The following is a 15208-nucleotide window of genomic DNA, read 5'->3' as shown; positions in this document are numbered from 1 at the left end:
CTAGAATGTAAATAGGATAGCTAGAGAAAATTTCTGCATAAATTATTAGAAAGGTATCTAAAAATATCGAGACAAAACACTGAATATGTCAATATCATTCAAGAAAGAATAATTGGGAAATGTTAGACTAAAGGCAAAGGGGTGAGATAGTGAGTTTGAGTGAAAGAATTGTCTGTTTTGATGAAGATTTGGGAATTGAAGCTTATTGGTTTAAAGGGTTAATGCATAAATTTCCGAATCATTTTCATGAAGATTACGTAATTGGGTTTATTGAAAGTGGCACAAGACAATTATCTTGTAAAAATAAAAAGTATAATGTTGGTGCTGGCGATTTGCTCTTGTTTAATCCTTTGGAAAATCATACTTGCTGTCAGCTAGACGTAGAACCATTAGATTATCGCTCAATTAACATAAGTCCTGAAGTAATGCGTAAGGTAGTGCTAGAGATTACGGGGAAAAGCTATTTACCAGAGTTTGCTAGCTCGGTAGCTTTTAAAAGTGAATATCTTCAGCTTCTGAGAGATTTCCACGATATGTTGATGGAAAAACGAGAAGAAATGGCTAAAATAGAAGCTCTTTATTTTTTGATGGAACAATTTTTGCGAGAATATACTAATTCAGAGCCTTGGCAATGTGCTGAAATAAGTAGTGATATCCAAAAAGTAGGTGACTTTCTGGCAACTAAATTTATGGAACGGATTAGTTTAGATGTGCTTAGCGAGGTTGCTGGTTTAAACAAGTATACATTACTGCGTAAGTTTACACAGCAATGTGGAGTAACACCTTATCAATATTTAGAAACTTTAAGAGTAAACCATGCTAAAAAACTTTTAGAGACAGGTGTAGAACCAGCTGAGGCAGCAATTAGTGCCGGGTTTACAGATCAGAGTCATTTTACAAGATTTTTCAAAAATTTCATTGGCTTGACGCCTAAACAATATCAAAATATTTTTATTAATCTTGGCAAAAGTTAAAAATTTATAATAAGGGAGAAATTATGCAGGAAAATCAATTAGCAGGTCATTTATCGGTGTTTATAACAATTTTAATTTGGGGGACAACTTTTATTTCGACTAAGGTGTTATTGGTAGATTTTACACCTTTGGAAATTTTGTTTTTTCGTTTTAGCATGGGCTTGCTAGCTTTAATGCTAATATATCCACAACGGTTGAAAGTTACGGACAATAAGCAAGAGTTATACTTTGCTGGCGCAGGGTTATGCGGTGTAACTTTATATTTTTTATTAGAGAATATTGCCTTGACTTATTCAATGGCTTCGAATGTAGGCGTAATTAGTTGCATAGCGCCTTTTTTTACAGCATTATTTTCCTATTGTTTTTTAGGTGGCGAAAAGTTGCGGGCTAATTTTTTATTAGGCTTTGGAGCGGCATTGTTTGGAATTAGTTTAATTACTTTTAATAGTAGTACTAGTTTTCAACTTAATCCGTTGGGCGATTTTTTAGCAGTATTAGCTACAATAGTTTGGGCGGCATATTCGATATTTACTAAAAAAATCAGTGCGTATGGCTATAACACAATTCAGATGACGCGGCGAATTTTCGCTTATGGACTAGTATTTATGTTACCCGCATTATTTTTTTTAGATTTTCGGGTGGGCTTGGAAAGATTTGCTAATCCTGTAAATTTGTTTAATATAATTTTTCTCGGGTTAGGTGCTTCAGCAATGTGTTTTGTAACTTGGAATTTTTCAGTCAAACTATTAGGTGTGGTTAAAACCAGTATTTATATTTATTTAGTTCCAGTAATTACCGTAGTTACCTCAGTAATAGTTTTAAAGGAGCAGATAACATTATTGGCAATTGTGGGCTCAGTATTGACAGTGTCGGGAGTATTTATTTCTGATAGCCAAAATGGCTTAAAGTTGCTAGCTAATCTAGTTCGTAAACGGTAATAATATTATTATTTTAAGACTGTTTACACATTAATAAGCAAGTAAAATAAGCTAGGCTGGATAATAAAATTTTACAAATAATTATTACACGTTTATAATATAGCTAAAAATATAAATGTGTGAGGTGCAATATGTCCCAATTATTTATTTGTTATCCCAAATGCACAACTTGTAAAAAAGCAAAAGATTGGTTGCAGGTGAATGCAATTGATTTTCAAGAGCGAGATATAAAAACTTGTAATCCAACTGTAATTGAGCTTCGTCAGTGGTATAAACTCAGTGGCTTACCCTTGAAAAGTTTTTTTAACACTAGTGGACTAAAGTATAAAGAACTACAACTTAAAGATAAATTAGCCACGCTAAGTGAACAAGAGCAGCTAGAGTTATTAGCTAGTGATGGGATGTTGGTAAAGCGTCCTTTACTAATTGCTGAAAAAACAGTTTTGGTAGGCTTTAAAGAAGTTCAGTGGCAGGGGTTGAAGAATTTATGAAGTTAATATCGTGGAATGTAAATGGTTTTCGTGCTTGTTTGCAAAAAGGATTTGCCGAATTTTTTACGCAGGTCGATGCCGATATTTTTTGTTTACAAGAAACAAAAATGCAAGAAGGGCAAGCGAATTTTAATCCAGAAGGCTATTTTGCTTATTACAATAGTGCTATTAAAAAAGGTTACTCAGGTACAGCGGTGTTTAGCAAACAGCAACCCTTGCAAGTAACTTTAGGCATTAATGATCAATATAACGATGAAGGGCGAGTTCTAACTTTAGAATATCCAGAATTTTATTTGGTTAATTGTTATGTTCCTAATTCACAAACTGAATTAGCGCGTTTGGAATATCGGTTACAATTTGAAGATACTATGAGAAATTATTTAAGCGATTTGAACAAGCGAAAACCAGTAATATATTGTGGCGACTTAAATGTAGCGCATCAAGAAATTGATTTAAAAAATCCTAAGACTAATACGAAAAGTGCTGGGTTTACGTTAGAAGAACGAGAAAAGTTTTCTCAGTTATTGACAGCTGGCTTTACAGATAGTTATCGTTATTTATATCCTGAAACTACAGGGGTATATTCGTGGTGGTCTTATCGCTTCAAAGCGCGTGAGAAAAATGCTGGGTGGCGGATTGATTATTTTGTAGTTGCAAATTCTTTAGCAAAACAGATTATAGATGCTAAAATCCATATGCAGGTATTGGGCAGCGATCATTGTCCGGTAGAATTAGAAATTAAGATATAGTTAAAAAGTTCCTTGAATTTAATCGACCCCCAAAAGTTAAGGTAATGATAGGTAGCCAAATTTATGGATACACATCAAAAATTTAACAAATGGGGGTCGGTTTTTTAATTTGCCAGATAAGTTGCCACGCGTTCTACATCAACTTTGCTAGCTTCAGGAATACCCTGTAAAGGATAAGTAAGATTTAACTCTTGCCATTTTTTTAAGGCGAGAGTGTGATAGGCTAACAAGTCGATGGTTGGTTTGTGGGGCAAGCTATGGATTAAATCTTTTAATGCTTGTAAATCAGCTTCAGTATCGTTAATACTAGGAATAACAACATAACGCAAAACTAAAGGGACACGCGCACTAACTAAGGAGAGATTTTCTAAAATATGTTTATTAGTTTTACTAGTTAAGTGCCGATGTTTTACGGGATCGACTACTTTAACACAAAACAAAACTTGATCAACATAGGGCAAAACTTGTTCTAACTTAGCTCGAGGACAATCACCAGAAGTGTCTAAAACCGTATGAATATTAGCTGTACGGCAAGCTTTAAAAAGTTCAATTAAGAACTCTGGTTGTTGTAAAGGTTCACCACCACTGATAGTTATGCCCCCGCCAGAATTTTCATAGAAAGGGCGATATTCTTCATATTTAGCTAAAATTTCATCTACGCTTATTTGCTTATTACCACGCGCCCAAGTATCAGGATTATGACAAAAGCTACAGCCTAGAGAGCAACCTGCTAAAAAAACTACTAAACGAATTCCAGGGCCGTCAACTGTCCCAAAATTTTCTAAGGAGTGAAAATAAGCTTTGCTCATAGTTGCGAATAAATAGTGCGGCTAATAACTTCTTGCTGTTGGCGCGCACTAAGTTTAATAAAATGTACAGCATAGCCAGAAACACGAATAGTTAGTTGCGGGTATTTAGCAGGATTTTTCATAGCATCTTCTAAAATAGCACGGTCGAATACATTAACGTTGATATGGTGTCCTTTTAGTTGTGCATAAGCATCTAATAGGCCAGTAAGATTGGCTATTTGTTGCTGTTTAGTTTTGCCGAGGCTATTTGGTAAAACCGAGAAGGTATAAGATATGCCATCTAAGCAGTCTTTATAATCAATGGCACAAATAGATTTCATTGCTGCTAGGGCACCACTTTGATCACGGCCATGCATAGGGTTTGCTCCAGGGGCAAAAGCTTCGCCGGCTTTACGGCCATCAGGAGTCGCGCCAGTTTTTTGACCATACATTACATTAGAAGTAATCGTTAACACAGAAAGAGTATGTTTGGCTTGGCGATAAGCATAATGTTTTTTAAGTTCACGATTAAATTCAGCGGTAAGTTCAGTAGCTAAACTATCTACGCGCATATCGTTATTGCCAAATTTAGGGAATTCGCCAGTTACTTCAAAGTCGATTGCAATGCCTTGGGCATTACGGATTGCTTTAACTTGTGCGTAGCGAATGGCGCTAAGCGAATCTACAGCTACAGAAAGACCGGCAATTCCAAAAGCCATTAAGCGTTCAACTTTGGTATCGTGCAGAGCCATTTGACTAGCTTCGTAAGCATGGTGGTCATGCATATAGTGAATTACATTCATCGTATTTACATAAAGTTTAGCTAACCAAGCAATAACTTGCGAGTAATTAGCTCGAACTTTAGCATAATCAAGCGGGGAATTGTCAAGAGTGTCAATGCCCGGTACTAGTTGTTGACCAGTTTTTTCGTCGCACCCAGAGTTTATTGCTAATAAAAGTGCCTTAGCCAAATTAGCACGAGCGCCAAAAAATTGCATTTGTTGACCAATTTTCATAGCAGATACGCAACAAGCGATGCCATAGTCATCACCATAAATCTCACGCATAAGATCATCATTTTCAAATTGGATGGCACTGGTGTCGATAGATACTTGGGCGCAATAATTTTTAAAAGCACTGGGGAGCTCTTGGGACCATAAAATTGTTAAATTTGGTTCAGGGGAAGGACCTAAATTGTATAAAGTATGCAATATACGATAAGAATTTTTAGTGACTAGAGTTCTTCCATCTAATCCCATACCACCGATGGCTTCTGTTACCCAAAGCGGATCACCAGCAAATAGTTCATTGTATTCGGGAGTGCGTAAATGGCGGGCTAAACGTAATTTAATTACTAATTGATCGATAAGTTCTTGCGCTTGTGCCTCTGTGATTAAACCATTTTCTAAATCGCGTTCGAGATAAATATCTAAGAAAGTCGAGGTACGGCCTAATGACATAGCAGCTCCATTTTGTTCTTTAATACTAGCTAAATAAGCAAAGTATAACCATTGTACAGCCTCTTGAGCATTAGTTGCAGGTTTAGTGATATCGTAGCCATAACTTGCGGCCATTTGGGCGAGTTCTTTTAAAGCTGTTATTTGATGTGCCAACTCGCTACGTTCTAAAATTGTTTGTTCGTTCATATCTAGCGAAGATAGTTTTTGGACGTCTTGTTGCTTAGCTTCGATTAAGCGATCTATACCGTAGAGTGCTACACGACGGTAATCACCAATAATTCGACCGCGACCATAAGCATCAGGTAAGCCAGTAATAATACCTACACTACGAGCTAGACGCATTTCATCTGTATAGGCTTCGAAAACGGCACTATTATGCGTTAAACGGTGATTATGATAGATATTGCTAATTTTTGGATCTAATTTATAGCCATAAGCTTCACAAGCTTGTTCAGCCATGCGTACGCCTGTATGTACAATAACACTGCGTTTTAAAGGCGCATCAGTTTGTAAGCCGACGATAAGCTCGGCTTCTTTTTTGATGTAACCTGGTTGATGAGAAGTGATGTTTGAAACAGTTGTAGTATCAATATCACGTACACCAGCGTGTGCAGTTTCTTCGGCTAAGGCAAGCATTGCTTCTTGCCAAACTAAGGCTGTTTTTTCGCTAATAGGCGCGAGAAAAGATTCATTACCCAAATAAGGTTTATAGTTGTTTTGAATAAAATTTTGCACATTTATTTCTGTGCACCAAATATCTTGTTTAAATCCTTGCCATGCGTTCATTAAAAGTACCTCCTAATTTTGTTGCTCAATGCTGCAATAGAAAAAACCGCCTGAGCATAGTAAATAATACTTGCCCAGGCGGCCGGCTCAAACAATGCACTCCACGTGGTATCCCACTTTAATCCGCCAGTAATGCATTGCAATATTTAAATAAGTTTTATTGAGCTTTATTGTAAACAAAATTAAATAGTTTGTCAACACAATACAAATAAAAAACAAAGAAGGGGGATATTTATAAAAATGCGATTTAAATGAAATAAAAAAACAAAGAGTAATTTTTCAAATGATAAGAAGATTCGCAATTGATATAGGCTGTCTAAATATTAATATAGTATATACTGCTTAATTTATAGATATTAGAGAAAAAAGCAAAGATTTGTTTACAGTTTCATGGAAGTATTAGCGAAACAATGTTTTTATTACTTGAAAAAATTATATACTTTGAAAAAACTTGAAACGTATAATTGCTTTGTGATATGATTAAAAATAACATACGGTCTATATTTGGTATCGTAATAATATTTCAGGCCGTAAGAAAAAAAGGAGGAATTTTTATGAAAAAACTTCTAACGATTATGCTGGCTATGGTTTTGGCGGTAACACTTGCAGCCTGTGGCAGCTCCAAAAAAGAGAATGCTGGTGCAGGTAAAGTTGATCGCAGTAAACAATTCGTAACAGTACTTACAGGTCCAACTAGTGGTATTTATTTTCCAATTGGTGGTGCTTTTTCTAAGGTAGCGGGTGAGATGGGCTATAAAACATCGGCTACGGCTACAGGTGCTACTGGTGAGAATATTAATGCAATTTTAACTGGTCAAGGAGAAATGGCAATTGCAATGGCTGACTCCGTTATTCAAGCTGTAGATGCTTTTGGGGCATACCAAGGCAAAAAACCAGCAGCAGATTTACGCGCAATGATGGGACTTTGGCCAAATGTCTGCCAAATAGTTACTACCGCAGATTCTGGAATTAAAACTTTTGCAGATATTAAAGGAAAACGAGTTGGTGTAGGCGCACCAAATTCTGGGGTTGAGTTAAATGCACGGATGATTTTTGAAGCTCATGGGATGAAATATTCTGATGCGAAAGTAGATTACTTATCTTATGGTGAAGCTATTGATCAAATGAAAAACGGACAATGTGACGTAGCTTTTGTTACCTCTGGTTTGGGCAATGCAACAATTAAAGAATTAGGGACTACTAAAGAAATCGTATTTATTCCTGTTGAGGGCGAAGCTTTAGCTAAATTAATAAAAAAATATCCTTTTTATGTAGAATGGAAAATACCAAAAGAAGTATACGATACCAAAAAAGAGACAACAACAGCGGCAGTAATGAATATTATGCTTGTATCTAAAAATCTTCCTGATGATGTAGTTTATGATTTGTTGACAAGCATTTATTCGGAAAAAGGTTTGGCGACAATTGGGGCTTCTCATGCAACTGCCAAAAAAGAAATTAGATTAGAAACGGCACTTAGAGGTATAAAAGGAACTTCTGTACAATTGCACCCAGGCGCAGCTAAATTTTATGCAGAAAAAGGAATTAAGTAAGCTGCGGAATAGTAATGTTTAAGAAAAATAATTTAAAGAAAATTAGCCTTGTGATAATAGCTTGTTTGGCTGTTATCACAGGCTATTATTGGAATTGTGCTACTGTTTTACGAATTTATGATTACAAAACAGGGCGGATATATTTAGAAGTTCCTGTTAAAGCAGGAGATAAGCTTTTTTTTGGCTGGGTGCATTCTTTGGAAAAAATACCCTGGAATGAATACTATCATATCAGTAAAGACAACAGCTTGGTTTTAGAAACCATAAGTTTTCCGGCTTTTGGAGCAGGAATTCCTGAAAATAAAGGGAAAAGTTGTAGGATTGAGAATGGTCTGATCTATATGGAAGAAATAGAGCAGGTATTTCCTGAGTTTAGTTGGATAAACTCACATTTTGCAACTAGAGATATAAGGCTTAACGGCAAGCTTATTTCGCGGGGCAGTATGTTGCCAGAACATACTCGGCTTAGGTTGGTAATTGAAAGGAGGTTCTAAAATGGATGAAAAAGAATTAAAACAAACAAAAACTGAAGAAAAAACACAAACCATCCATCTTGAAGGTGATAGTGAACTACTAGAAAAATCTGAAGAAATTATTAAAAAACTAGATAAAGAATCGGTGACTAGAGTATTCTCTGGGGCGATGATGAAAAAGTTCTTTTATTGGCTAGCAATTTTTGTTTCCTGCTATCACTTGTATACAGCAGCTTTTGGTCCTCCGGTAACCTTGAAACATCGTTCTTTACACGTAGCGATGATGTTGGTTATGGCGTTTATGATGTATCCATTTTCTAGCAAATCAAACTTTAAAAAAGTTTCTTGGGTAGATTGGGGTTTGGTGATTTTATCAGCAATAGTGCCATTATATGTCTGGATAGATTATCTAGGGGTTGTTGACCGTGCTGGTCGACCTAGTGATACAGATATGCTTGTTGCAAGTCTCCTAGTATTTTTGGTATTAGAGGCTTCGCGGCGTGTTACTGGTTGGGCCTTATCTATTTTAAGTTTAATATTTATTGCTTATGGATTGTGGGGGCGCGATTTGCCAGGAATGTTTGCACATCGGGGTTATGATTGGCTAGTATTATCTAATCATTTCTTTGCCAATACAGAAGGGATATATGGTACATCTGTTAGTGTAGCCGCAAGCTATATTTTCTTATTTATTTTATTTGGGGCCGTTATGGGCAAGTCTGGTATGGGACAATTTTTCAATGACATCGCTTTGGCTTTAGCCGGGCACACTAAAGGTGGACCAGCTAAAGTTTCAGTTATTGCTTCAGGATTTTTAGGCTCAATCAATGGTTCCGCTATTGCCAACGTAGTTACCACAGGTGCTTTTACAATTCCGCTGATGAAAAAAACGGGTTATTCAGCTGAATTTGCTGGGGCAGTTGAATCATCGGCATCAGTTGGCGGGCAATTGCTGCCACCAATTATGGGTGCGGCTGCATTTATAATGGCAGAGATGCTAGGGGTTAAATATTCTAATATTATTGTTTGGGCAGCAGTGCCAGCATTACTATATTATTTGGGTATTATGATTCAAGTACAGCTAAGGGCATCAAAAGATGGTTTACATGGGTTGCCAAAAGATCAATTACCGAAACCAGGTGCTGTAATGCGCGATAAAGGGCACTTGCTATTGCCTATCGCATTTTTGATGTACATGCTGTTTTTTTCAGGCAGAACAGTTATAAATTCTGCATTTTTAACAATAATTGTAACTGTAATTGTAGCTCAGTTTAAAGCTTCAACAAGAATGAGCTTGAAAGATCTCGTTGATTCTTTAGCAGAAGGAGCAAAGGCTACGGTTTCTGTAGCTATTGCCTGTGCTTGCGTAGGCATAATTATCGGTGTTTCCTCTAAAACAGGGTTTGGCTTAACAATGGCTAATACAATTATTGCTTTAGGTGATACGAGTTTATTATTTACGTTGTTGTTTACAATGATAACTTGTATGATTTTAGGTATGGGTTTACCATCAATTCCCGCGTATATTATTACGGCAACAATTGCTGCACCGGCTTTGGCTAAATTAGGAATAGAACCAGCTGCAGCGCATATGTTTTCATTTTATTACGCAATGTTTGCTAATATAACTCCGCCCGTTGCTTTAGCATCTTTTGCGGCCGCAGGCCTTTCTGGTGGTGATCCTATGAAGACAGGTTATGCTTCGGTGAAACTGTCTATTGCTGGCTTTATTGTGCCATTTATGTTTGTGTATTCACCACAATTAATGTTGATTAATACAACGTTCACCGAGGGACTGTGGGTAGCTCTTTCTGCCTGCTTAGGCGTATTTTTAATTGCAGTAGCTACAGAAGGGTATTTGTATGCTCGCTTAGGAATATTAATGCGGCTATTTGCGGCAGCAGGTGCTCTTTGCTTAATTAAAAGTGGTTTAATAACTGATTTAATTGGTTTAGCAGTTATGATAATTTTGATTGTTATACAAAAGAAATCAGCTAAAAAAAGTAAGCTAGTTGTTTAGTTTAATGAACGTATAATTTAAAAAAGATAGTTAGTAATTAAAGTTATTTTTATTGTAAAGTTTATAAAAAATAGAAAATGTTTATAACTAAATAAAATTGGATAGTTTTTCATTGGATTTTATAGTTATAAATAGTTGGGAAAAAAGCTGGTTTAAGATAGAAAATATCTTGGGCCAGCTTTTGTTTATGCTTTAAATTTATCAGTGAACATGTCTTAATTGACAAATTATGATTTTTATTTTAAAATTTGGCAAAATAGTTTTGGGGGTAAAAAATTATTAAAGGATAGTTATTTTACACACTCAAGCTATTATTAAACAAAGAAGCTGGAGGTACTAAGGTTGAATAAAAAGAAGATAATAAAATATGGAATAATAGTGATTTTGTTAGTTAATTTAATTTTTATCGCAGTCGGTAATTATTTTTATAGTATAATAATGGATTTTAATAAAAAAAATCTTTATACTAAAGATCGCTACAAGCAAGAAATACAAGAGTTAAAAATAAATAATCAGGAGTTAGAAAAATTAAAAGCAGAGGGTCTACTTTTGGATTCAGCTTTTGCTTATAAAATCAATGCTAAGTTGTATTTGCAACCGCAGGCAACGACTAAAACTGTTATTTTAGTCCATGGAAATGGCAAAGATCATAAATGGAGCGCTATGAAATATGCGCCAATTTTTTTGCGACAAGGGTTTAATGTTTTAGTTTATGATAGTCGTAATCATGGACAAACTGGAGGTTATAACCCCAGTTATGGGTTCTATGAGCAAGAAGATTTGCAAACCATTGTGGAATTTTTGCAAAAACGCTATCCTCAGGGGAAGTTAGGTGTACATGGTGAATCTATGGGAGCGGCTACCGCATTAATGCATGCCGCAAAATATGCAAATACCAAACAAGTTGATTTTTATATTGCAGATTGTGCCTATTCAGATTTATATGATTTGTATTATTTGCGCAGTGCGGACTATAGTATTCCGCCAATTTTACGGCCGGTAATATTAAATTATTTAAGTTTAGTTTGTAAAACAAGGTCGGGGTTTTGGCTGAGCGAAGTTTCGCCCAAGGCCAATATAGCAGATATAGAAACACCGATTTTGTTTATTCATGGTAGTAAAGACGATTTTGTGCCAACTGAAATGTCAACCGTTCTATTTAATGAAAAAAAAGGGATAAAAGCAATTTATTATGCGCAAGGAGCTGAGCATGCTCGAGCCTTAAATGTTGATCTGCAATTGTATCAAGAGGCAATAAACAATTTTTTAGTACAATTTGATTGGCAGTAAAATAAAAATATGGTTATTTGAAAATTTGACATAGATATAATTTTTCAATATAACAACCTTGTAAACCTTTTAAAAACAATAGGCTTACAAGGTTATCTTTTTTATTATTTACTAAATTTTAGATGAATAAGTAGTATTGGCAGATAAAGCAATTTTTTTTGAAAAACTAGTTAAAATAACTGGGATCATGATATTAATTAATAAGTCCCTAGATTTTATAAGTCATTGAATTTTAAATTATAAAAAATGATGAGGTAATTATGCTATTTTTGATTACTGGTTGGGCAACAGATAAGAAAATTTGGCCAAAATGGCTAAAACAGTTAGCGGTAGAACCTGATGAAACTGATTTTTCCGAATATAGCTCATTAGAGAAAGCTTTTTAGCTTGTTGGCAAGAAAAACAAGAGCAAATAAATGTTTTAGGTTGGAGCTTAGGGGGAATGTTAGCATTAGAATTGGCGCTAAAACATAGCGATAAAATAAAACAAATAATTTTAGTTTCAACAACTGCAAAATTCACTAAGGTGGATGACTATCAAGCTGGTTTGGATGCAACGGTTGTAAAAAATTTGCAAAGAAAGTTGAACCGTAATCAACAACAAACTCAAGCAGGGTTTTATCAATTAATGTTTTGTGAAACTGAAGAGCCTTATAAGCAAGTATATTTGCAAGAATACGCAACAAATTTTTATCAGTTAAATTTAAATAGTCTGAATAAAGGTCTAACTTATTTGCTAGAGCAAGATTTAAGAAATAAATTAGGGCAAATAAAAGTACCTTGTAAAATAATTCATGGCCTTAGTGATCAAATTTGTTTGCCAAGTGCAGCGAGATATTTACAAAAAATATTAGCGGCTCTAAGAGTTATTTCCTAGAAAAAACAGGACATATTCCTTTTTTTACTCAAGAGCTGAAATTTAGAGAAATCATCGAGGGTTGTTTAGGAGGATTAGAAAATGTTAGATAAACAACAAGTTAAATTGCATTTTAGTCGCAATGCTCAGAGTTATGATAATTATGCGGTGGTTCAGAAAAAAATGGCGACTAAACTAGCAAAGCTACTCGAGGCTAATAATAAAAATCCACAAGCCATTTTAGAAATTGGTTGTGGTACTGGTAATTATACTCAAATTCTAGCGGAAAAGTATCCCCATGCGCAAATTTTGGCCACAGATATTTCCGCAGAAATGCTTGCAATAACTAAACATAAATTAGCTGCTTATCCGAATATTAGTTATCAGTTGGCCGATGGAGAGAAAATTGAATTAGGGGGGAAATTTGATTTAATAACTTCTAATGCAGTTTTTCAGTGGTTTACAGATTATAAAGCAACCTTTAAAAGATATTTAGAACTCTTAGAACTTAATGGACAACTTTTGTATGCAACTTTCGGCGAGCGAACTTTTAACGAAATGCATAATTCTTTTGCTTTAGCCTATAAAAAATTAGGCTTAGAAAATACAGGCGTGCATGGGCCCAAATTTGTTACAACTACACAATTACAAGAATTTAGTAATAATTTAGCTTGGCAGACAGTTTTTCTAGAAGAAGAGCAAGCGGAATATTTTAATACAGCGAAAGAGTTTTTGCAGTCCGTAAAAAAAGTTGGTGCAAACAATGCTAGTACAAGCGAAAAATTATTAGTAAGTAGGCGGTTGCTTTTGCAGATGTTGAACGAATATCAAACAACTTATCAAAAGGCTAATCAAGTGCGAGCAACTTATCATATAATTTATGGTTTGCATCAGAAAAGGCAATAAAAATAGAGTGTCGCAAAAAAGGCTTAAAAAACCTATTTTGGGGCACTCTCTTTTATGTTGTAAGTAATATTAAAACTTTATTTAGCAAACGAAGTGGCAAAATAGCAAAATAAAACAAATGATAACATTGCCGCTATGTTTTGCAAGAAAGAGGCTACCTTAACAATTTCTTATTGTGTTGAGATAGCCATTTGTATTTAGGGTTGTTTGCCAATATAAGCGAGAATGCCACCGTCAACGTAAAGAATATGCCCGTTGACGAAATCTGAGGCCGTTGAAGCTAAAAAGACTGCTGGGCCAGCCAAATCCTCAGGAGTGCCCCAACGTGCGGCTGGAGTTTTAGCAATAATAAAATTATTAAAAGGATGACCGTTGGTTCTTAGTGGTTCGGTTTGTGGGGTAGCAATATAGCCAGGGCCAAGACCATTGCATTGAATATTATATTCGCCGTACTCTGAGGCAATGTTTTTAGTCAGCATTTTTAGTCCACCTTTAGCAGCAGCGTAAGCTGATACTGTTTCTCGACCTAATTCGCTCATCATTGAGCAAATATTTATAATTTTACCGCGGCGCTGTTTAATCATACTGGATAATACGGCTTTGGCGACGATAAAAGGAGCAGTTAAATCGACATCAATTACTTGTCTGAAATCAGTGCTACTCATCTCTAACATTGGAATTCGTTTGATGATGCCAGCATTGTTTACTAAAATGTCAATAACACCCAAATCGGTTTCGATTTTTTTCACCATTTCTTGAACGGCTAACTCATTAGTAACATCACATACATAACCAGTAGCAGCAATATTTAGTTTATGATAAGCTATTAGCCCTTTTTCAATTAGTTCGTCATTTAAATCACAAAAAACAATTTTGGCACCAGCTTCAGCTAAGGCTGTAGCAATCGCAAAGCCGATGCCGTAGGAGCCACCAGTTACTAAAGCCAGTTTATTTGATAAAGAAAAACAATTCATAGACATTAAGAGTACCTCCTTCTAAAATCTTAAATATTCTCTCACATACTCGTCACTTAGCAGTATTTCACATTTGAAAAATTAACTTTTATGCTCCTTATAGAAATTATTTTAAATCTGGGGTTTTAATATGATCCATATCATCAAAAATTTTATTTTCGCCTAACATTGACCAAATAAAAGAATAGTTTGCGGTTCCGCAACCAGAATGTATAGACCAAGAAGGAGATATAATAGCTTGCTCATTTTGCATAACTACATGCCTAGTTTCAGTCGGTTCACCCATATAATGGAAAACAACTTGATCGTTAGCTATATCAAAATACAGATATACTTCCATACGGCGTTCGTGAGTATGCGACGGCATAGTATTCCACACACTACCTGGTTTTAAAATAGTACAGCCCATACTAAGTTGACAAGTTTCTAAAATTTCAGGGTGAATAAATTGATGAATAATTCTAGCGTTAGCTGTTTCTGAACTTCCTAGTTCGCGATGAATAGCGTTATTGAAAGTGATTAGCTTAGTTGGGTAAGCTCTATGCGCTGGGGCTGAACACATATAGAATTTCGGAGGATTACATGGATCTAGTGCTCGAAAAAATACATCACTAGTGCCCATAGATAGATATAGGGCATCTAACCGGTTTAAATGATAGTTTTCGTTTGCAGCAAGAACTAATCCTGGGCCACCGATATTAATGATTCCTAATTCACGTCTTTCTAAAAAAAATTTAACGCCTAAATTTTTCCAACAATCAATATTTGTCTCTAAAGAAATAGTTTTCTCAACTGGCATAGTAGAAAGAACAACTACTCTGTCTACATGTGAATAGGTAGCTTGAAGATTATCCAGGGGAAAGAGTTCTTCAATTAAAAACTCTTGGCGAATTGTTGTTGTATCATATTTTTTAAAATCGCGTTGGTTACAAGAATAGCGTATTTCCATA

At 35.4% G+C, this 15208-nt stretch carries 15 protein-coding genes and 1 riboswitch; of the genes, 11 read left to right on the top strand and 4 right to left on the bottom strand.

Going from position 1 to position 15208, the window contains the following annotated elements:
* Positions 1-149: 149 nt before the first annotated feature.
* From SUCMO_RS0106860 to SUCMO_RS0106845, 4 genes are all read left to right on the top strand, one after another.
* The gene (locus SUCMO_RS0106860) at positions 150-974 is read left to right on the top strand and encodes an AraC family transcriptional regulator (protein ID WP_019879884.1); all 825 of its coding nucleotides are present in this window, start codon (positions 150-152) and stop codon (positions 972-974) included.
* Positions 975-997: 23 nt separating this feature from the next.
* Positions 998-1912 (top strand): DMT family transporter, encoded by a 915-nt coding sequence (locus SUCMO_RS0106855; RefSeq protein WP_019879882.1) that lies wholly within the window; start codon positions 998-1000, stop codon positions 1910-1912.
* Between the two features lie 131 nt (positions 1913-2043).
* Positions 2044-2403 carry an arsenate reductase family protein gene (locus SUCMO_RS0106850; protein ID WP_019879881.1) on the top strand — a complete coding sequence of 120 codons (360 nt, stop codon included), beginning with the start codon at positions 2044-2046 and terminating at the stop codon, positions 2401-2403.
* Entirely contained in the window at positions 2400-3152 is a 753-nt protein-coding gene (locus SUCMO_RS0106845; protein ID WP_019879880.1) for an exodeoxyribonuclease III, read from the top strand. The genes SUCMO_RS0106850 and SUCMO_RS0106845 overlap by 4 nt, the downstream gene beginning before the upstream one ends.
* Positions 3153-3256: 104 nt before the next feature.
* Here SUCMO_RS0106845 and pflA read toward each other — a convergent pair whose 3' ends face one another.
* Positions 3257-3961, bottom strand: coding sequence for a pyruvate formate-lyase-activating protein (gene pflA / locus SUCMO_RS0106840; protein ID WP_019879879.1), 705 nt, complete (start codon positions 3959-3961; stop codon positions 3257-3259).
* Entirely contained in the window at positions 3958-6186 is a 2229-nt protein-coding gene (pflB, locus tag SUCMO_RS0106835; protein ID WP_019879878.1) for a formate C-acetyltransferase, read from the bottom strand. Before pflB ends, pflA begins: the two co-directional genes overlap by 4 nt.
* Before the next feature lie 65 nt (positions 6187-6251).
* A riboswitch (ZMP/ZTP riboswitch) is annotated at positions 6252-6330 on the bottom strand.
* A gap of 410 nt (positions 6331-6740) precedes the next feature.
* On the opposite strand from pflB, the gene SUCMO_RS0106830 reads away from it, so the two are divergent.
* From SUCMO_RS0106830 to bioC, 7 genes are all read left to right on the top strand, one after another.
* Complete coding sequence (locus tag SUCMO_RS0106830; RefSeq protein WP_019879877.1) at positions 6741-7739, top strand: TAXI family TRAP transporter solute-binding subunit; 999 nt, start codon at positions 6741-6743, stop codon at positions 7737-7739.
* A 14-nt stretch (positions 7740-7753) separates the two neighbouring features.
* Positions 7754-8233, top strand: a complete 480-nt coding sequence (locus SUCMO_RS0106825; RefSeq protein ID WP_019879876.1) for a DUF1850 domain-containing protein — start codon at positions 7754-7756, stop codon at positions 8231-8233.
* A 1-nt stretch (position 8234) separates the two neighbouring features.
* A complete protein-coding gene (locus tag SUCMO_RS0106820; RefSeq protein WP_019879875.1) occupies positions 8235-10232 on the top strand; it encodes a TRAP transporter permease in 1998 nt (665 codons plus the stop codon).
* 342 nt (positions 10233-10574) lie between these two features.
* Positions 10575-11522 carry an alpha/beta hydrolase gene (locus SUCMO_RS10515; protein WP_019879874.1) on the top strand — a complete coding sequence of 316 codons (948 nt, stop codon included), beginning with the start codon at positions 10575-10577 and terminating at the stop codon, positions 11520-11522.
* A gap of 260 nt (positions 11523-11782) precedes the next feature.
* Entirely contained in the window at positions 11783-11908 is a 126-nt protein-coding gene (locus tag SUCMO_RS11625) for a hypothetical protein (RefSeq protein ID WP_019879873.1), read from the top strand.
* Positions 11890-12399, top strand: coding sequence for an alpha/beta fold hydrolase (locus tag SUCMO_RS11200; RefSeq protein ID WP_083938720.1), 510 nt, complete (start codon positions 11890-11892; stop codon positions 12397-12399). Before SUCMO_RS11625 ends, SUCMO_RS11200 begins: the two co-directional genes overlap by 19 nt.
* Before the next feature lie 81 nt (positions 12400-12480).
* On the top strand, positions 12481-13284 hold the full coding sequence (bioC, locus tag SUCMO_RS10505; RefSeq protein WP_019879871.1) for a malonyl-ACP O-methyltransferase BioC: 804 nt from the start codon (positions 12481-12483) through the stop codon (positions 13282-13284).
* Positions 13285-13481: 197 nt separating this feature from the next.
* Here bioC and SUCMO_RS0106800 read toward each other — a convergent pair whose 3' ends face one another.
* Entirely contained in the window at positions 13482-14264 is a 783-nt protein-coding gene (locus tag SUCMO_RS0106800; RefSeq protein ID WP_019879870.1) for a gluconate 5-dehydrogenase, read from the bottom strand.
* Positions 14265-14364: 100 nt separating this feature from the next.
* Positions 14365-15207 carry a 5-dehydro-4-deoxy-D-glucuronate isomerase gene (gene kduI, locus SUCMO_RS0106795; RefSeq protein ID WP_019879869.1) on the bottom strand — a complete coding sequence of 281 codons (843 nt, stop codon included), beginning with the start codon at positions 15205-15207 and terminating at the stop codon, positions 14365-14367.
* Position 15208 lies beyond the last annotated feature (1 nt).

It is taken from the genome of Succinispira mobilis DSM 6222 (genome assembly GCF_000384135.1).
In the GTDB taxonomy this organism is placed as follows: Bacteria; Bacillota; Negativicutes; order Acidaminococcales; family Succinispiraceae; genus Succinispira; species Succinispira mobilis.
The sequence above is the reverse complement of the archived record's forward strand: the minus strand, read 5'-3'. Positions and strand labels throughout refer to the sequence as shown.